The following is an 18,741-nucleotide window of genomic DNA, read 5'->3' on the forward strand; positions in this document are numbered from 1 at the left end:
TCCCTTAGAAAAACACATCCGCCGCCGGGATCGCGCGCGGGCCGGTGCCGGTAATCAGCACCAGATTGCCATCCTGATCGATACTGTCGAAGATCCCTGTGACGTCCTCGCGCCCGGTGCGGGCGGTGATCACCTCGCCCAGACGTGCGGCATTTGCCAGCCAGTCGTCACGGATGCGGGTGAACCCGAAATAGCGCAGCTTGTCTTCCTGCGTCGCATAGGCGTCTGCCAGCGTAGCCAGGAAATCCTCCGCGTCTACTTCCCATCCACCTGCCGCCATCAGGCTGGTCGGGGGAAAACTGGCGTCGGTCACACCCTCGGGTGTATGTTTGAGGTTCACCCCGATCCCAATAGAAAGCCAATCGATAAAGGGCCCCTGCCCGCTGCTTTCCAACAGAATTCCGGCGACCTTGCCGCCGGCCAGTAACACATCATTGGGCCATTTCAGGCTAAGCTTTTCGGCAGGTACGTAGATCGCCAGCGCCTGATACAGCGCATTGGCGGCAAGAAAGGATCGCTTGGCCGCCTCTGCAGCTGTACAGCCGGGGTTGAAGATCAATGTCGCGCTCAGGTTTCCGGGGGGCACGACCCACGGGCGCCCGCGCCGTCCTCGTGCCGCCGTCTGTGTGCGCGCCATGATCCATGTGGGCTTGATGATGTCGCCCGCGCGCCGCGCAGCCTCGGCCATGGTACTGTCAACAGAGCCAAGCACCACCCGCCCATAGCCTTCGGGCCAATGCCCATGGGCGTTGGCGTTAGTTGACAAGCGTCGCCGCCGCCGCTGCGGCCATGGGTTCGATCCCGAACAGGTTCACGACCCCGACGACCATGATGAGGGCCGAGGCCATCAGGAATGTCCAAAGCACCGGGTTCATCTTGCCGTCCAGCGCCTCGCCCTCTTCGCCAAAATACATGTAGTAAACGATGCGCAGATAATAGAAGGCCCCGATGACCGACGCGATCACACCGGCGACAGCAAGCCAGGCCAACCCGCCTTCATAGGCGGCGCGCAGCACATAAAACTTGCCAAAGAACCCGACCATCGGCGGCACACCCGCAAGGCTGAACAGCAGCACCAGCATCGCCAGCGCACGCAAGGGCTGACGCTTTGAATACATCCGCAAACTGTCAATGTTGGTCACAGGCCGCCCGTCCCGCTCCATCCCAAGGATAAAGGCGAAGGTGCCGACATTCATCGTCACATAGATCGCCATGTAGATCAGCATCGCCTGCACACCGAATGCAGTGCCAGCGGCGAGGCCCATCAGCGCGAACCCCATATGGGCGATGGATGAATAGGCCATCAGGCGCTTGATGTCAGTCTGGCCAATGGCGGCGACAGCGCCCAGAAACATAGAGACAACAGACAGGAACGCCACGATCTGCTGCCAGTCCCCGACAATCCCGCCAAAGGCGTCATGCACCACACGGGCAAACAGCGCCATGGCCGCAACTTTGGGAGCCGTAGCGAAAAAGGCTGTCACAGGTGTGGGCGAGCCTTCATACACGTCAGGCGTCCACATGTGGAACGGTGCGGCAGAGACCTTGAACGCAAAGCCTGCCAGCAGGAACACCAGACCAAACAACAGCCCGAGTGAGGGTTCGTCAGCTGTTGCTTCAATGATGCCTGAGAAGAGCGTCGTGCCAGCAAAGCCGTAGGTCAGCGACGCACCATAAAGCAGCAGACCCGACGACAGCGCACCAAGGACGAAATACTTCAGCCCCGCCTCGGTCGATTTCACGCTATCCCGGCGCAATGCGGCCACGACATACAGCGACAGCGATTGCAGTTCGAGGCCCATATAAAGCGCCATCAGATCGCCCGCACTGACCATCACCATCATGCCAACAACCGCCAACGCGACCAGCAGCGGATATTCGAACCTGAGCAGGCCGCGGCGCTGCATATATGCCTCTGACATCAGCAAGACGGCAGCGGCGGACAGAAGGATTGTGATCTTCGCAAACCGGGCAAACCCGTCATCGACGAACATACCGCCAAAGGCGATACTCGTCCCCTGCCCGTTAATTCCGATCCACACAGCCAGCAGCACAAACAGCCCCGATGTGGCCCATGTCAGCAACGGGGCCATACCGTCCTTGGTCGTGTAGACAGCCCCGATCAGGGCAGCCATGGCATAAACCGCCAGCACGATTTCAGGCATCAGGATTTGGATATCGGCAGAGATCATATGCCTGTTCCTTAATTCGAAGCAAACTGGGTGGCGGCCTCAAAAGTCGCCAACGCCGTTTCATAATTGCCGACCAGCGCATTCACGCTCGGGCCAATGATGTCGAGGACCAGCGCAGGGTAGACACCCAGCAGCAGCGTCATGGCAACCAGCGGGGCAAAAATCACCCGCTCGCGCTTAGTCATGTCGGTGATGGTCTTCAGGCTTTCCTTGATCAGATCGCCCATCACCACCCGGCGATAAAGCCACAGCGCGTAAGCCGCCGACAGGATCACACCGGATGTGGCGACCACGGCGACCCAGGTATTGACCTGGAAGATCCCGACCAGCGTCAGGAATTCACCGATAAACCCGGACGTCCCCGGCAGGCCCACATTGGCCATCGTGAAGAACATAAAGATCAGGGCATAGGCCGGCATCCGATTGACCAGACCGCCATAGGCGTCAATCTCGCGGGTGTGCATCCGGTCATAGATCACGCCCACGCAAAGGAACAGCGCGCCGGAAATAAAGCCGTGGCTGATCATCTGGAAAATCGCACCGTCGATCCCCTGCTGATTGACCGCGAAAATCCCCATCGTCACGTAACCCATATGGGCGACCGACGAATAGGCAATCAGCTTTTTCATGTCTTCCTGCACCAGTGCCACCAGCGAGGTATAGACAATCGCAATCGCAGACAGCCACAGCACCAGCGGGCCCATCACTTCTGACCCAACTGGGAACATCGGCAGACTGAAGCGCAGGAAGCCATAGCCCCCCATCTTCAACAGGATCGCGGCCAGAACCACGGACCCGGCGGTCGGGGCCTGTACGTGCGCATCCGGCAACCATGTATGAACCGGCCACATCGGCATCTTGACCGCAAAGCTGGCAAAGAACGCCAACCACAGCAGCGTCTGCATCCCACCCACGATCTGCACACCCAGAATACTGAAATTCTCGGTGCCGAAAGTATGGGTCATCAGCGTCGGAATATCCGTGGTGCCCGCATCGGCGAACATCGCCACCATGGCGACCAGCATCAGGACAGAACCTAGGAAGGTATAAAGGAAGAATTTGAAGCTGGCATAGATGCGGTTCTTCCCGCCCCAGATACCGATGATCAGGAACATCGGGATCAGACCGGCCTCGAAGAACAGATAGAACAGCACCAGATCAAGCGCCAGGAACACACCCAGCATCAATGTCTCGAGGATCAGGAAGGCGATCATGTATTCCTTGACGCGGGTGTTCACGTCCCAACAGGCGGCGATCACCAGCGGCATCAGGAAAGTGGTCAGCATCACAAACAGGATCGAAATACCATCGACACCCATCTTGTACTGCAGACCCAGCAGCCATTCCCGCTCTTCCACCATCTGGAAACCGGTATTATCCGGATCGAAATTCCAGATGATGAACATCGATGCGATAAATGTCGTTACCGTGGTGAGCAGTGCAACCCATTTGGCATTGCGCTGTGCGGCAGCGTCGTCACCGCGCAGAAACAACGCCAGAATGATCGCCCCCAGCAGTGGCAAAAACGTTGTGAGGGAAAGGATGTTACCCATCAGTTTGCCCCCCCGGTCAGTGTGACCCAGGTCAGCAACACCGCGATTCCCAATACCATGGCAAAGGCGTATGTGAAGACGTAGCCAGACTGCGCCCGGCCCGCGAGCCGTGTGAAGAATGGAATGATCCCCATGGCTAGCCCGTTAATGCCCCCGTCAATCGTGTTGGTATCGCCCTGTTTCCACAGGATCCGGCCCAGGGCCACGGCAGGTCTGACAAAGATGAAATCGTAGATCTCGTCAAAGTACCATTTGTTCAGCAAGAAGTTGTAAAGCGGCGCCTGCTGCTCGGCCAGTTTGCCGGGCAGATCGGGACGGCGGATATACATCTGATAGGCCAGCGCCAGACCGGTGAGCATCGCCACGAACGGGGCCAGCTTGACCCAGATCGGCACCTCATGCGCCTCGTTTAAAACATGGTTGTCAGGGCTGTTATGAATGGCCCCCTCACCCGGTGCGCCGACCAGATTGTAATGGTGCTTTTCTTCCTTGGCGTCCTCACCATGGGCTGCGTCATCACCATGCGCCGCCTCTTCGCCATGCTCGGACGCTTCGGCATAAGGCACGCCAAAGAATTTGCCGACCTTGTCGTTGGATCCAAAGAACGACCCGTACCAGACCATCCCGCTGAACACCGCGCCAATCGCCAGCACATAAAGCGGCACCAGCATCGAATTCGGGGCTTCATGCGCGTGTTCATGTGTATGGGCATCACCGCGCGGTGTACCGTAAAAGGTCAGGAACATCAGACGCCAGCTATAGAAACTGGTCATCAGGGCGGCAACCACCAGCATCCAGAAGGCATAACCACCCGCCGTCCCTGCATAGGCACTTTCGATGATCGCATCCTTGGACACGAACCCGGCAAACCCAATCGGGAACCCGATATAAAGCAGCGGGATACCAACCCCAGTAATCGCCAGCGTCCCGATCATCATCATCCAGAACGTCTTGGGGATCTTGTGGCGCAACCCGCCATAGTTCCGCATGTCCTGCTCATGATGCATCGCATGAATGACAGACCCGGCACCAAGGAATAGCATCGCCTTGAAAAACGCGTGTGTCAGCAGATGGAACATCGCCACCGAATACACGCCCAGACCAGCAGCGACGAACATGTAACCCAGTTGCGAACAGGTCGAATAGGCGATGACACGCTTGATATCGTTCTGCACCAGACCCACGGTCGCGGCAAAGAACGCAGTTGTGGCCCCGAGGAACACGATGAAGTCGGTCGCGGCCGGGGCATATTCCATCAGCGGCGACATGCGGCAGACAAGGAACACACCCGCGGTCACCATGGTCGCCGCATGGATCAGGGCCGACACCGGGGTCGGGCCTTCCATCGCGTCAGGCAGCCATGTGTGCAGGAACAACTGCGCCGATTTCCCCATCGCACCGATAAACAGCAGAACCGCAATCAGGTTCAGCGTGTCCCACTCCGCCCACAGGAACGTGATGGTCTGGCCTTGCAGGTTCGGGATCTCGGCAAAGATATCCTCGAACCGGATGCTGTCTGTCACCATATACAGGGCGAAAATGCCCAAGGCGAAACCAAAGTCACCGACACGGTTGACCACAAACGCCTTGATCGCGGCCGCATTGGCCGTCGGCTTGCGGTAATAGAACCCGATCAGCAGATATGACGCGACACCAACCCCTTCCCAGCCAAAGAACATCTGGACCAGGTTATCGGCGGTCACCAGCATCAGCATCGCAAAGGTAAAGAACGACAGATAGGCAAAAAAGCGGGGGCGATAGCTTTCGCCCTCGCGGAAATTGTCATCATGGGCCATGTAGCCGAACGAATAGAGGTGGACGAGCGCCGAGACGGTCGTGATCACGATCAACATGACCGCGGTCAGCCGATCCATCCGGATCGCCCAATCGGTCGCCAGCGTCCCGCTTTCGATCCAGCGCAGGATCGGCACGGTATAGCCACCATTGGGGTGGGCGCTCGCATCAAAGGTCAGAAACACCACCCAGGACAGGATCGCTGCCAGAAACAACAGACTGGTCGACACCCACTGGGCCGCCGTTTCACCAATCAGCTTCCAGCCAAACCCGCAAAGGATGGCACCGACCAGCGGGGCGAATAGGATGATGGTTTCCATGGCTTAATCGTACTCCCTGCTCATCCTAAGCATTTCTTTCCGGTGCTGGTTCTTTGTCGCCCAGCAATCGAGGATAGAAGGCGGCACATCCGCAGTCTTCATTTTCGTTTGTCTGCTCTCTGACAACGATCCCAAGTTCTTCCGCCTTCGCTGCTATTTCGGACAGGCTTTCAAAATTGCCAGCATTCAGATAGGCGAGCAACTGATCACCTGCATCGCCAGACTCAACCCGAGGTCTTATCGCCACAGGCGACGTATCAGTCTGTCCACCGTCTGTACCCCTGTTAGATTCGAAGATGTCCTCCAACACGAAGGTTTTTTCTTCACCAGTTCGACAGTCGATAACGGAGTAATTGGAAAAACTCAGGAATGTCCGATTGTTCCCGTAGGAGCCACTGCTTGTGTTCAGAACGAGTTCATTTCCTAAATCCTTCGGTACGCCCTTGCCGAAATGATTGTCGCTCACAGCACATTGTTCCGGAGCGACGCCACAAGCCGAAACGAGGCCGATGAAGCCCAAAGTGGCACTCCCTCGCGGAAGTCCAGAAATATGTCTGGAGATCTGCATTCTTTAACCCTTCATCACGTTGACGTCTTCAACGTCGATGGTCCCGCGGTTGCGGAAGAAACAGACAAGAATGGCGAGACCAATCGCGGCCTCGGCAGCAGCAACCGTCAGCACGAACAAGGTAAACACCTGCCCCACCAGATCACCCAGATAGCTGGAGAAGGCGACAAGGTTGATATTCACCGCCAGCAGCATCAATTCGATGCTCATCAGCAGGATGATGACGTTCTTGCGGTTCAGGAACAGACCGAAGATGCCAATGACAAACAGGGCCGCCGCCACCGTCAGATAATGTTCAAGTCCGATCATTGCGCGCATCCTTCTTGAGACGTGCTGTGGCACAGGCTCGAACAATCAAGAAACCCGTCACCCCATGTGTGCGCATCCGCTACCCAACCTGTGCTTAAGATCGCCTGCGTGACCTGCTCCAGGCCCGCATTGTCACTAATGGCAAGAATTTGATCTCTTAGGTCGTCAACCCTGTGTTGGACATCCTCAGAGTAATAACCGCCGAATTGGACTTCGACACGATCTCCTGATCCGCATTCGCGAACAGACCATGTTGCACCACCGCACTCGTTTATCAGCATTAAGTCGGTCAATGCCAAGCTCAGTCGCCGCTCGAAGTTTTGATCATATCCAATGCATGAACCAGTCTGCAGATCATCGGCTGCAAGAGATGATGAAGACGCGACGATCACTACCGCAGCCACCGTCAGATAATGTTCAAGTCCGATCATTGGCACTTCCTTCAGCCTTCATCACGAAGAAATTTTGCAAAATTTCTTCAGTCCGGAAGATTTTTCGTAACGAAAAATCTTCCATCACAACCCCTGCCCCGGCTTCACGTCGCGCAACTCCATCGCCTTGGCCGGATCGCGGTACATCTGCTCCAGCACGTTCTGGCGCTTGATATCGACTCGGTGGCGCAGCGTCAGCACAATGGCTCCGATCATTGCCACCAGCAGGATCAGACCAGCCAGCTGGAACAGCAGGATATACTTGTCATAGATCAGCAGGCCCAAGGCGGCGGTATTATCCAGATCACCGGCAGGGGCGGCGATGCGCCCCTCAACCCCATCCGAAAAGCCCCATGCGCCGAACGCGATGGCCAGTTGCATGATGATCACCACACCGATCAGCAGCGCCAGCGGCAGGTATTTGGTCATTTCGGCCTTCAGTTCAGCGAAATCCACGTCCAGCATCATGACCACAAACAAAAACAGTACCGCGACCGCGCCCACATAGACGATGACCAGCAGCATCGCGACAAACTCGGCGCCCAGGGTCACGAACAACCCGGCCGATGACAGAAACGCCAGGATCAGCCACAGAACCGAATGCACCGGGTTGCGGCTAACGACCGTAAACAGCCCGCCCACCACGGTGGTGATCGCAAACAGATAGAAGGTGAACGCGAAAACTGTCATTCCGTCTCGTCCTTTTCCAGCACTTCGGTGGCCAGTTCCATGGCCTTGGTCATGGCAGGCACCCCGCCGAACATGCCCATCTGGGCAATCGTCTCGGCGATTTCCTGTTTCGTGGCCCCGGCCTCCACCAGATGGCGCACCGTCAACCTGATCTGCGCCTCAGCCTGCGCACCCAGTACCGTCAGCCCGGCAAGGGTCAGCAGCAAGCGCGTCTTGGCATCAAGCCCTTCCGGGTTCAACCCCTTGCCCATAAAGGTTTCCATCAGGTCCTTGGGCATGGTCGGGAAAAGCGCCTCGAACCCTTTTGGGGTAAAGGATTCCAGCGCCGGGTTCATCGCCTTGGCCCAGTCCTGACCCATTTTCATCATGGCTTCAAAGGGGTTCTGGTCCGTCATGCGGCCTCCAATCGGGCGCGCAATTCGCGCACCTGTGCCGCCCAGGCGTCGAATTCGCCCGACTCTTCCCACAGATCATACAGTTCTGACGTCTCGGCATCGGACAAGACGGCGTCCAACGCCTTAGTGGTGCGCAGCTTCAGATCATCAATCGCCAGCAGGTCGGCCTTGTGGCGGGCAAGAGCCTCGCCAATCTGGTCATTCAGCGCCGGATTGGGCTTGCCCCGCGACGCCGCCAGCAATTCAGCCAACACAACAACACCGCTGCCAACATCGGAATCGATATAGCCATCAGCCAGACTTTCATCGGTCGCAGCCAAAACCTCAACCGCCGCTGCGGCCCCCATATCGCCAAAATCAGCCAGCCAATCCAGGCTGCCGTCATTATCCAGTGATCCTACGCCCCAGGCACCCATTCTTCGCGTCCCTTACCGATACGGCGCGTCGAGTTCGAGATTGCGCGCAATCTCGGTCTCCCAACGGTCGCCGTTTTCAAGCAGTTTCGCCTTGTCGTAATACAGCTCTTCCCGCGTCTCGGTGCTGAATTCGAAATTCGGACCTTCGACAATGGCATCAACCGGGCAGGCCTCCTGACAGAAACCGCAATAGATGCATTTGGTCATGTCGATGTCATAGCGGGTGGTGCGGCGGCTGCCATCATCGCGCGGTTCCGCGTCAATGGTAATGGCCTGCGCTGGACAGATCGCCTCGCAAAGCTTGCACGCGATACAGCGCTCTTCGCCATTGGGATAACGACGCAGCGCATGCTCGCCTCGGAAACGGGGGCTTAGCGGGCCCTTCTCATGGGGATAGTTCAGTGTCGCCTTGGGCGAAAAAAAGTATTTCATCGTCAGCCGGAAGGCAGACCAGAAATCCTGCAAAAGAAAGTACTTGGTGGCGCGGGTGTAGTCGATTTGGGTCATTTAGCTGGACTCCTCGCAACTCTGAATCGTTCGTTCACCAAGAGCTATCCACGAAACAACATAGTCGTCTTGGGTCATGGTCGCGACAGGGGTCGCGAGAGTTTCATTCGAAAACGCGAACCATTTTTTGCAAATCACATCTTTGGTGACCAGGTGGGCAAGCAGTGCGATACCCTCTTCCTCGGACGTCGAAAACCGATCACCCAATGGCATCAAACAGGTCGCTAAATCAGTTGCTGCCCTGGCTCTTTCAAGCGTTGCTACATCAATCGCAACGCCATCCGCGAAAAACTCCCTAATGGCTGCTTCATACTGCAAAACAGAAATCACCTGTGCCGCCTGCACCATCACATAGGCCACAATTTGCTTGTTTTCGGCCGACATGGGCCAGCCTTCACCATCACGGGGAAGCTCGATGCGACCGCTCTCAATAATGTCACTCTTGAAAACCCCCGGGAAAGCCGCCTCGTAAGCAAATGCCTCGGAACCGCAAACGTCTTCGACCTGCCCCCAGAGCGCGTCAGCCACAGCGGCATGCGTCACCTCCTCCGCGGCCACGGCAGCGTTCGCCATGAAGGCGAAAGCGGGTATGGCGATCCGACCGATCACATCACGCCCCCATCGTCCAGCGGGCCCAGAACCCGCCAAGCACTTCGTATTTCGCCAGGAACGCCACGATCACCACCCAGGCCAGCGACAGCGGCAGGAACACTTTCCAGCCGATCCGCATCAGCTGGTCATAGCGGTAGCGGGGTGTGATCGCCTTGACCATAGCGAACATGAAGAAACACATCGCCATCTTCAGGATCATCCAGAAAATCCCGTCGGGCAGGAACGGCACCGGCGATAGCCAGCCACCCAAGAACAGCAGCGACACTAGGGCGCACATCAGCACCACGGCCATCAATTCGCCGATCATGAACAGCAGGAACGGGGTCGATGAATATTCCACCTGATAGCCCGCCACCAGTTCCGATTCCGCCTCTGGCAGATCAAACGGGGGCCGGTTGGTTTCCGCCAAGGCGCTGATAAAGAACAGGAACAGCATCGGGAAATGCGCAACCCAGTACCAGCTGAACAACCCGCCACCTCCGTCCTGCGCCCTGACGATATCGCTCAGGTTCATGGACCCGGTCGAAATGATAACGCCGATGATGATCAACCCGATCGACACCTCATAGGAAATCATCTGCGCCGCAGATCGCAGCGAGCCGAGGAACGGATATTTGGAGTTCGAGGCCCAGCCGCCCATGATCACGCCGTAAACCTCAAGCGATCCAATAGCGAAGATATACAGGATGGCCACGTTGATATCGGCCAGCACCCAGCCTTCGTTGAACGGGATCACCGCCCATGAAATCACCGCCAGCACAAAGGCGATCATCGGGGCAAGGAAGAACACGAACTTGTCGGCCCCCGCAGGCACGACAATCTCTTTCACGATGTATTTGAGAAAATCGGCAAAGCTTTGCAGCAGACCAAAGGCACCAACAACATTCGGCCCCTTGCGGATCTGAACAGCAGCCCAGACTTTACGGTCCGCATACATCAGGAATGCGAGTGCCACCAAAAGCGGGATCAACACCAGCAGACACTGGCCCAGAATGACAAGCACAATGCCAAGGTTGGTATTGGTAAAGAATTCAACCATCTATTCGCCCCTTATTCGGCTGCCATAGGGGCATTGGCCCGCGCTTTTGCATTCGCGCTAAGCTCTGCCATCAGGCTGGAGGCGCGCGCAATCGGGTTGGTCAGGTAAAAGTCGCTGATCGCATTGCGGAAGTTAGCCTTGCCCGGTTTCTTGACCGGGATTGGCTGCCATTCGTTTTCGGCCACTTCGTCAATCTTGCCCAGATGCGGGTGTGCCTTAACCAGCGCCTGACGCAGCTGCGCCATGCTGTCGAATGGCAGTGTCGCGTCCAGTTCGGCAGAGAGCGCCCGCAGGATCGCCCAGTTTTCCTTGGCCTCACCGGGCGGAAAACTGGCGCGCAGGGCCAGTTGCGGACGGCCTTCGGTATTCACGAACAGACCGTTTTCTTCCGTGTAGGCGGCAGACGGCAGGATGATATCGGCGCGATGCGCGCCGCGATCACCATGGCTGCCCTGATAGATCACAAACGGACCGGGGGCGATATCCACCTCATCCGCGCCAAGGTTATAGATCACCTCTGCATCCTTGACCGCGTCCATGCCACCCTCGGCCACCGCACCCACATCCATTGCGCCAACGCGACCGGCGGCGGTATGCAGGATCATCAGTTTCGATTGCGCGGCCTCTGCGGCCTTCATCGCCAGGCTCAGCACCGCTTCGCCATCGGCCTCGTTCAACGCACCTTGCCCCACGATCATCACACCGCGTACGCCATGCTTGTCGGAATGATCCTGATTTGCCAGGTTTTCGAGCGCTGCGCGATCCGTACCAATGTCGATAACATCATAGGTCAGATCAACGAGTTCGCCGATCCGGGCCACCTTTGCCCCCTTCAGCCATGCCTTGCGAATACGAGCGTTCAGCACCGGTGCCTCATCACGCGGGTTGGTGCCGATCAGCATGATCATCTGGGCGTCGTCGATATCTTCGATGGTGGCGTTACCGACATAGGCAGACCGGTTGCCAGCGGGCAGCTTGGCACCATCAGTGCGGCATTCAACAACACCGCCCTGCCCTTCGATCAGTTGTTTCAGGGCAAAGGCAGCCTCCACCGGGGCCAGATCACCGACCAGACCGGCCAGTTTCTTGCCTTTCATCGCAGCAGCAGCAGCGTTCAACGCTTCGGGCCAGCTTGCTTTACGCAGCTTGCCGTTCTCGCGGATATAGGGTGTGTCCAGACGCTGCTTGCGCAAGCCATCCCAGACGAAACGTGTCTTGTCGGAAATCCATTCCTCGTTCACGCCATCATGGTTACGGGGCAGAAAACGCATGACTTCGCGGCCTTTGGTATCGACGCGGATGTTTGACCCAAGGGCATCCATCACATCAATGGATTCGGTCTTGGTCAGCTCCCACGGACGGGCGGTAAAGGCGTAAGGTTTTGAGACCAGTGCACCCACGGGGCACAGATCAATGATATTGCCCTGCAAATTGCTGTCCAGCGTCTCGCCCAGATAAGATGTAATCTCGGCATCCTCACCCCGACCGGTCTGGCCCATCTGGTGAATGCCTGCCACCTCGGTCGTGAAGCGTACGCAACGGGTGCAGGAAATGCAGCGGGTCATATGGGTTTCAACCAGCGGACCCAGATCCAGATCCTCGGTCGCGCGCTTGGGTTCGCGGAAGCGGGAAAAATCAACGCCGTATGCCATCGCCTGATCCTGCAGATCGCATTCGCCACCCTGATCGCAGATCGGGCAATCCAGCGGGTGATTGATGAGCAGAAATTCCATGACGCCCTCGCGGGCCTTCTTGACCATGGGGCTGTTGGTCTTGACGACCGGCGGCTGGCCTTCGGGACCGGGGCGCAGATCGCGGACCTGCATGGCACAGGACGCGGCAGGCTTGGGCGGACCGCCCACAACCTCAACCAGACACATCCGGCAGTTGCCGGCAATGGAAAGCCGCTCATGATAGCAGAAACGGGGGATTTCGATGCCCGCTTCCTCGCAGGCCTGAATAAGGGTCATAGCCCCGTCAACTTCGACCTCATTCCCATCAATGATGACTTTGCGCAGATCAGACATGGCGTGCCTTATTTGTTCCCTATCGCGCAGTGCCCCGCGTTGCGGTGGCTGCGCGTTGCCGCGTTCTAACGCGACATGGGGGGCGATGCCAGTCTGATCGGCAAAAAAGAGGTTAAATTTCAGCCTACACGCAGCGACTTATCGCAGCAGCCAGCCAACGCGCGTGTTGCGTTCAATCTGATCACGGCCCACCGCGCAATAGCTGGCCTCATCACCTTCAACGACACCAAGGCGAGCGAGCTGCGAACGGGCGATCCCGATCAGACGACGTTCTTCCTCTTTGTCTTTCACATAGGCCTCTACCTCGGCCTCTGAATACCCCTGCTCCAGGGCGTAATTCTTCAACTCCTGCAGAAAACTGATGCCGCGAAAGGTGCGGGCGCGGATACTGCTGCATTTCTCGGAAATCTCGTAGGCCATACCGACATGAACAATCCCGTCCCGCACGCGGATCTCATCCTTGAGCGCCGTTTGCGCAGACAGGTTGCCTGCAAGTGCCACTGTTGCGACGGCAAGTGCCGCGATAAAGGCTGGGGTCTTGGTCATCGTCATTCTCCTGTCGGCCACTTGGGCGGGCCCTTTGCGTTGGCATGACATCGGGCCTGATGCCGCGCTATTCAATATCAGCGGCGCGTTATCCGGTTTTTTGGCCCGTTTCCGCCAGCGCGGCGCGCTGCAACCCCTTGCCGCCAAAGATTTCGTAGGTATCGCCTGCCTGCATCAGATGCCGCCAGCGTGCCATACCTTCAGCCACGTCAGGGCGATGGTCCGCTGGCACCCACCAGCAGACCAGAAAACCGCTGTCACCGGGCACAAACCACTGCGCGCGGCCCGCCATGATACGGGCATGCAAGGTTCTGGTCACAAACCGGTATAGCGGCGCGGCCCCGGTCCAGACCGACAATGTCGATGCGGTATTGGGCCGGTCCGCCAGCGGTCCATCCGGGTTCGTCTGCGCCGCATCCATGGCGTCATCCGGCATACGCCAGATAAACCCGGGACTACGGGCGGCGATGGCATTGACCTGATCCAGTGCGGCCTCAAACCCCGCGATACGCGGATCACCCCAGGGATAACGCAAGGTGCCAAAGTTGAACTCGACCAGATGGCGGGTCATTGCGCGGCCTGGGCGCGCAACCAGTCCCAGCCAAAGGCGTCGGCCGTATCGCCGTGTTTTTCGCGATGGGCGAGTTTTGCCATCGCCTCGTCCAATGTGGGGCGCGTGCCTTCCGGCACCCACCACATCACGAAATGCATCTGCACCAGATCTTCGAACCATTCATTGCCGCGACGCATGAACTTGTCATGCAACGTATTGAAAACAAAGGTCTCCAACTGCTGCGGGGTCTCCCAGACCGACAGGTTCGCCACAAATTGCGGATCGCCGTCAATGCAGGCATCGGTATTGCCCCGGCCAGGCTCGCCCGATGCTTCCATCATCCACACGAAACCGGGCATCCGCTTGCCCAGCCCGTTGATCCGTTCAAGGTTGTCCATGAATTCGGCGACCTTCGGATCATCCGTGGGCGCAATCAATCGTCCGATATTCAGTTCAGCCAGATGCATGGTCAATCCTCATACGGGGATGGGCCAAAACCCATCCTGCATCACCGGCGCCGTTGGCGTGTCGGGGCAACGCCCGCCATGGCCTTGCGGCCAAAGGCCAGCGTCAGAATAATACCGATCGCCGCCAGCACACCCGCCGCACCATAGGCCCAGACCGGGGCAATATCGGCCCGCACCGCCTGCACCGTAAACCAGGCCGGCACACCGCAGACCCCAATCGTGACAAGGGCCGCACCAATACTTGCGGCCCCGTCCAGAATATTGCGAAACGCCATCGGTGCTAGTTGACCGGCACCAGAACCGCCGCCATCGCGCTGTTTTCGGCATATTCGGCATCTGCCGCCGGGCAAAGATCGTCGCCGCCGGCGATATCAACACCGTGCTTGGCGTTGAAACTGCGCTGGCTGACATCGGTTTCCAGATCGATCTGGTTGCGCAGCCCAAGCGCGGACAGCGACCCGCGGCCAACCTCGTTGCGGCGCTCGTTGACCTCCAGATCAAGGGCGCTGTCATAGCGATAGCGCGCGCAATTCTGCGCAACCTGATTGGCGATCTTCAGTGTGGCATAATACTGCGGCGTGGGCAGGTTATACAGTTTCTGTACCGCCGGATCATCAAATGACCGGGCACCGCCCGTGCCAGCCCCACATGCGGCCAGTGTCAGAACCGCCCCGATTGTCAATGCACGCATCATCATTCTGCTGCCATCCCTGCTAGTCGTTTATCCTTGATCCGGTCCTCAATCTCGTCCCGGAAATTCTTGATCAGGCCCTGGATCGGCCATGCGGCGGCATCGCCCAAGGCGCAGATCGTGTGGCCCTCAACCTGTTTGGTCACATCCAGAAGCATATCGATCTCTTCAACGGATGCATCCCCTTTCACCAAACGCGCCATGACGCGCATCATCCAGCCGGTGCCTTCGCGACATGGCGTGCACTGACCGCAGCTTTCGTGCTTGTAGAATTTGGACAGCCGCCAGATCGCCTTGACCATATCGGTGGAGTTATCCATCACGATCACCGCAGCCGTGCCCAGCGATGACCCTTTTTCCTTGAGCGCATCGAAATCCATGATCGCATCACGCATGTTCTCGCCCCGGACACACGGCACCGAAGAGCCACCCGGAATGACCGCCTTTAGATTGTCCCAGCCACCGCGAATCCCACCGCAGTGCTTTTCGATCAGCTCCTCGAACGGGATCGACATCTCTTCCTCGACAACGCAGGGGTTGTTCACATGACCCGAAATGGCAAACAGCTTGGTGCCCGCATTATTCGGGCGTCCCATCCCGGCAAACCAGTCGCCACCGCGGCGCAGGATCGTCGGCACCACGGCAATCGATTCAACATTGTTCACGGTGGTCGGACAGCCATAAAGCCCCGCACCAGCCGGGAATGGCGGCTTCATCCGCGGCATGCCCTTCTTGCCCTCAAGGCTTTCCAGCAGCGCGGTTTCCTCACCACAGATATAGGCGCCAGCGCCATGGGTCAGGTAAATGTCGAAATCCCACCCGGATTTGGCGGCATTCTTGCCGACCAGACCAGCCTCGTAGGCCTCATCAATCGCCGCCTGCAGTGCCTCTTTCTCGCGGATATATTCGCCCCGGATGTAGATGTAACAGGCATGGGCATTCATCGCGAAACTGGCAATGAGGCAGCCCTCGACCAGCGTGTGCGGGTCGTGGCGCATGATCTCGCGATCCTTGCAGGTGCCCGGCTCGGATTCGTCAGCATTCACAACCAGATAGGCCGGGCGACCATCACTTTCCTTGGGCATGAACGACCATTTCAGCCCTGTCGGAAAACCAGCACCGCCGCGACCACGCAGACCGGACGCCTTCATCTCATTGACGATCCAGTCCCGGCCCTTCTTGATGATGTCCGCCGTGCCATCCCAATGGCCACGCTCCTGCGCGCCACGAAGGGTACGGTCATGCATCCCGTAAAGGTTGGTAAAAATCCGGTCTTGGTCTTTGAGCATCAGTTCCCGCCCTTTTCATCCTGGCGCGCACGCCAGAGCCTAAATGTCTGCCATAGCGCAAACCCGAAACCGGCGAGCGCTGCAAGGTCAAAAAACGCGCGGGTCCGGTTGGACCAGCCATATTCTGCCCCGATCAGCGTCACCAATATCCAGAAAACACCAACACTGGCCAGGATCAACGCGACCCGTTGTCCTGCCTTGGCCTGTCTGGTGTTACCGTGTTGCGCCATGGGTCAATGACGTCAGTAGACGTCACCCTTTTTCACTTTGCTGGAAAACTCGGTCGTACCGCCTGCGGCCAGTGTCTTGGCCTGTTCAACCCATTTGTCACGGGTGGCACGGCCTTTAAAGCCCTTCAGGTTATCATCCATCCAGGACTGCTCCGCCGGACCCCATTCCGCGATCTGGTCAAAATGATAGATCCCCATCTCGTGCAAAGTTTCTTCCAGCTTCTTGCCGACACCCTTGATCTGCTTAAGGTCATCGGGGCCGCCTTCACGCGCCTCGCTCAGAAAGGCCGGTTTGCCAGCGGCAGCCGGTTCTGCTGCTGCCTTTGTTGCAGCCGGGGCCTCATCCTTGGGGGCTTCGTATTTCCATTCGCCTTTCTTGGCGTCCAACTCATCCTCGCCAGCCAGCGGCGCGGATGGTTTCACCTTGGGCTCATCGCTGGCGGCAGGCGCTGCGGCGGCGGGCTCTGGCGCGGCGGCCGGTTCCGGCGCGGCGACCGGCTCTGGTGCGGCGACCGTTTCAGGCGCAGCAGCAGGTTCTGGCGCAGCGGCCGATGCGGTGGGTGCGGCTGCTGTCGGCGCGGTGACTGTTTCGGCGCGCGGTGCCGGTTCACGCCAACCCAACATCAAAACAATTGCCGTAATCGCGGCGACGATGCCGCCAATGAATATGGCGCCGATAAACTGATAGTCATAAAGAACAAAGGCAACGCCCGCCGCGATGATCCCGAACAGGGCCGCAACGGCAATGATACCCAAACCTTTTGGTGCTGTATCTTTCATCTTGTCTTTTCTCCCTCAGGTGGCCGTGAGCGCGGCCTTCTTGACGTCAGCGTCACCACCCACAGACAGCAGCGCACCGAGGTCCCATATCACCTCTACCCGAAACCATGCCAAACCGTAAAGATTTTGTGTGATCCGGGGCAGTTAGGCGGAAGATGCGGGAAAAACTGTCACGGTTTTGGGCGGTCAGCCCTTCTTGGCCAGTTCTGCAGCCTGCGCCATCCAGTTGTCGCGGGCGATCCGGCCCTTGAACTTCAGACGGCTATCAACCCATGCGATTTCTTCTGGGGTCCATTTGGCGATCTGATCGAAATGCCAGAACCCCAGCTCGTTCAGCACACCTTCGAGCTTGGGGCCCACACCGCTGATCTTTTTCAGATCATCAGCACCACCATCGCGCGGCGCACTCAGCGTTTCGGGCTGTTTTTCGATCGTCGGATCAGGATGGGATTTGGACACCGGCTTTGCCGCAGATTTCGCTTTCGCCTGCTGCTTTGTCACGCCGGTTTCGTCAGTAGGCTTGTTCGCCGCGGGCTTGGGCTCTTTCGCCTTGGCCGGTTTCGCCTTTGGCTTTGTCTTGATCGTGCCGTCATCAATCCAAGGGGTCAGCAGCGGCACCTCTGTGCCATCAATCCGCTTGACCGTATCGCCGATTTCCACGGCGGCCTGAACGCTGGCGTTATATTGGGTCTTGCCGCTTTCATGACCGCGCAGGCTGGTCAGGCCTTTCAGCGGCTCAGCCGCAAATCGGCCATTCTGCGGGCCGGGCACGGGCACCTTGCCAGCCGCCAGTTCATCAATGATCTCACCCAGACGAGCGGCGGTCAGATCCTCATAATAATCCTTGCCGATCTGGGCCATGGGGGCATTGGCACAGGACCCGAGGCATTCGACCTCTTCCCATGAAAACTTGCCATCGGCTGACAAGGTGTGCGGCTTGTCGGCAATCTTGTCCTGACAGACCCCAATCAATTCCTCTGCCCCGCAGATCATGCAGGACAACGTGCCGCATACCTGAATATGGGCGACCGACCCAACAGGTTGCAGTTGGAACATGAAGTAAAACGATGCGACCTCGAATGCGCGGATATAGGCCAGATCCAGCATATTCGCCACGTATTCAATCGCCGGACGGCTCAGCCAGCCTTCCTGCTCCTGCGCCCGCCACAAAAGCGGAATAATGGCCGAGGCCTGGCGACCCTCGGGGAATTTCTTCATCTGCGCTTCGGCCCATTTGAGGTTATCAGGGGTGAACGCAAAGCTGTCAGGCTGATCAGGATGAAGACGACGCAGCATAGGGACCTCAGTTAGCAAACATGGGCAGACGAGCCG

At 58.1% G+C, this 18,741-nt stretch carries 23 protein-coding genes; all 23 read right to left on the bottom strand.

What is annotated here, in order from left to right:
• Window positions 1-4: 4 nt before the first annotated feature.
• Window positions 5-766, bottom strand: coding sequence for a biotin--[acetyl-CoA-carboxylase] ligase (locus tag ACFWW2_RS04265; protein WP_393926485.1), 762 nt, complete (start codon window positions 764-766; stop codon window positions 5-7).
• Complete coding sequence (gene nuoN / locus ACFWW2_RS04270; RefSeq protein WP_393926486.1) at window positions 756-2,192, bottom strand: NADH-quinone oxidoreductase subunit NuoN; 1,437 nt, start codon at window positions 2,190-2,192, stop codon at window positions 756-758. The genes ACFWW2_RS04265 and nuoN overlap by 11 nt, the downstream gene beginning before the upstream one ends.
• Window positions 2,193-2,203: 11 nt before the next feature.
• Window positions 2,204-3,745, bottom strand: a complete 1,542-nt coding sequence (locus ACFWW2_RS04275; RefSeq protein WP_393926488.1) for an NADH-quinone oxidoreductase subunit M — start codon at window positions 3,743-3,745, stop codon at window positions 2,204-2,206.
• Complete coding sequence (nuoL, locus tag ACFWW2_RS04280; RefSeq protein WP_393926490.1) at window positions 3,745-5,859, bottom strand: NADH-quinone oxidoreductase subunit L; 2,115 nt, start codon at window positions 5,857-5,859, stop codon at window positions 3,745-3,747. Before nuoL ends, ACFWW2_RS04275 begins: the two co-directional genes overlap by 1 nt.
• A 25-nt stretch (window positions 5,860-5,884) precedes the next feature.
• A complete protein-coding gene (locus tag ACFWW2_RS04285; RefSeq protein WP_393926492.1) occupies window positions 5,885-6,427 on the bottom strand; it encodes a hypothetical protein in 543 nt (180 codons plus the stop codon).
• Window positions 6,428-6,430: 3 nt separating this feature from the next.
• Window positions 6,431-6,736, bottom strand: a complete 306-nt coding sequence (nuoK, locus tag ACFWW2_RS04290) for an NADH-quinone oxidoreductase subunit NuoK (protein WP_008235370.1) — start codon at window positions 6,734-6,736, stop codon at window positions 6,431-6,433.
• Complete coding sequence (locus tag ACFWW2_RS04295; protein WP_393926495.1) at window positions 6,733-7,167, bottom strand: hypothetical protein; 435 nt, start codon at window positions 7,165-7,167, stop codon at window positions 6,733-6,735. The genes nuoK and ACFWW2_RS04295 overlap by 4 nt, the downstream gene beginning before the upstream one ends.
• A gap of 84 nt (window positions 7,168-7,251) precedes the next feature.
• The gene (locus ACFWW2_RS04300) at window positions 7,252-7,857 is read right to left on the bottom strand and encodes an NADH-quinone oxidoreductase subunit J (RefSeq protein ID WP_393926496.1); all 606 of its coding nucleotides are present in this window, start codon (window positions 7,855-7,857) and stop codon (window positions 7,252-7,254) included.
• Window positions 7,854-8,252 (bottom strand): carboxymuconolactone decarboxylase family protein, encoded by a 399-nt coding sequence (locus ACFWW2_RS04305; protein WP_393926498.1) that lies wholly within the window; start codon window positions 8,250-8,252, stop codon window positions 7,854-7,856. The genes ACFWW2_RS04300 and ACFWW2_RS04305 overlap by 4 nt, the downstream gene beginning before the upstream one ends.
• Window positions 8,249-8,668, bottom strand: a complete 420-nt coding sequence (locus tag ACFWW2_RS04310; protein ID WP_393926500.1) for a DUF4259 domain-containing protein — start codon at window positions 8,666-8,668, stop codon at window positions 8,249-8,251. The genes ACFWW2_RS04305 and ACFWW2_RS04310 overlap by 4 nt, the downstream gene beginning before the upstream one ends.
• A 12-nt stretch (window positions 8,669-8,680) precedes the next feature.
• Entirely contained in the window at window positions 8,681-9,175 is a 495-nt protein-coding gene (nuoI, locus tag ACFWW2_RS04315; protein WP_393926502.1) for an NADH-quinone oxidoreductase subunit NuoI, read from the bottom strand.
• On the bottom strand, window positions 9,176-9,784 hold the full coding sequence (locus ACFWW2_RS04320; protein WP_393926504.1) for a hypothetical protein: 609 nt from the start codon (window positions 9,782-9,784) through the stop codon (window positions 9,176-9,178).
• Window position 9,785: 1 nt separating this feature from the next.
• Window positions 9,786-10,826, bottom strand: a complete 1,041-nt coding sequence (gene nuoH, locus ACFWW2_RS04325) for an NADH-quinone oxidoreductase subunit NuoH (RefSeq protein ID WP_393926506.1) — start codon at window positions 10,824-10,826, stop codon at window positions 9,786-9,788.
• Between the two features lie 11 nt (window positions 10,827-10,837).
• A complete protein-coding gene (gene nuoG, locus ACFWW2_RS04330) occupies window positions 10,838-12,853 on the bottom strand; it encodes an NADH-quinone oxidoreductase subunit NuoG (RefSeq protein ID WP_393926508.1) in 2,016 nt (671 codons plus the stop codon).
• A gap of 138 nt (window positions 12,854-12,991) precedes the next feature.
• Complete coding sequence (locus ACFWW2_RS04335) at window positions 12,992-13,399, bottom strand: DUF5333 domain-containing protein (protein WP_393926509.1); 408 nt, start codon at window positions 13,397-13,399, stop codon at window positions 12,992-12,994.
• Window positions 13,400-13,487: 88 nt separating this feature from the next.
• Window positions 13,488-13,970 (bottom strand): DUF3291 domain-containing protein, encoded by a 483-nt coding sequence (locus ACFWW2_RS04340; RefSeq protein ID WP_393926510.1) that lies wholly within the window; start codon window positions 13,968-13,970, stop codon window positions 13,488-13,490.
• Window positions 13,967-14,419 carry a DUF3291 domain-containing protein gene (locus tag ACFWW2_RS04345; protein ID WP_393926511.1) on the bottom strand — a complete coding sequence of 151 codons (453 nt, stop codon included), beginning with the start codon at window positions 14,417-14,419 and terminating at the stop codon, window positions 13,967-13,969. The genes ACFWW2_RS04340 and ACFWW2_RS04345 overlap by 4 nt, the downstream gene beginning before the upstream one ends.
• Window positions 14,420-14,460: 41 nt before the next feature.
• A complete protein-coding gene (locus tag ACFWW2_RS04350; RefSeq protein ID WP_393926512.1) occupies window positions 14,461-14,694 on the bottom strand; it encodes a hypothetical protein in 234 nt (77 codons plus the stop codon).
• A 5-nt stretch (window positions 14,695-14,699) separates the two neighbouring features.
• A complete protein-coding gene (locus ACFWW2_RS04355) occupies window positions 14,700-15,110 on the bottom strand; it encodes a hypothetical protein (protein ID WP_393926513.1) in 411 nt (136 codons plus the stop codon).
• Between the two features lie 2 nt (window positions 15,111-15,112).
• Window positions 15,113-16,399 (bottom strand): NADH-quinone oxidoreductase subunit NuoF, encoded by a 1,287-nt coding sequence (nuoF, locus tag ACFWW2_RS04360; RefSeq protein WP_393926514.1) that lies wholly within the window; start codon window positions 16,397-16,399, stop codon window positions 15,113-15,115.
• Entirely contained in the window at window positions 16,399-16,629 is a 231-nt protein-coding gene (locus tag ACFWW2_RS04365) for a DUF5337 domain-containing protein (protein ID WP_393926515.1), read from the bottom strand. Before ACFWW2_RS04365 ends, nuoF begins: the two co-directional genes overlap by 1 nt.
• Before the next feature lie 12 nt (window positions 16,630-16,641).
• Window positions 16,642-17,409, bottom strand: coding sequence for an NADH:ubiquinone oxidoreductase (locus tag ACFWW2_RS04370; RefSeq protein ID WP_393926516.1), 768 nt, complete (start codon window positions 17,407-17,409; stop codon window positions 16,642-16,644).
• Window positions 17,410-17,595: 186 nt separating this feature from the next.
• Entirely contained in the window at window positions 17,596-18,705 is a 1,110-nt protein-coding gene (locus tag ACFWW2_RS04375; RefSeq protein ID WP_393926517.1) for an NADH-quinone oxidoreductase subunit E, read from the bottom strand.
• Between the last annotated feature and the right edge of the window lie 36 nt (window positions 18,706-18,741).

Source organism: Yoonia sp. R2-816 (assembly GCF_046762905.1).
Lineage (GTDB): Bacteria > Pseudomonadota > Alphaproteobacteria > Rhodobacterales > Rhodobacteraceae > Yoonia.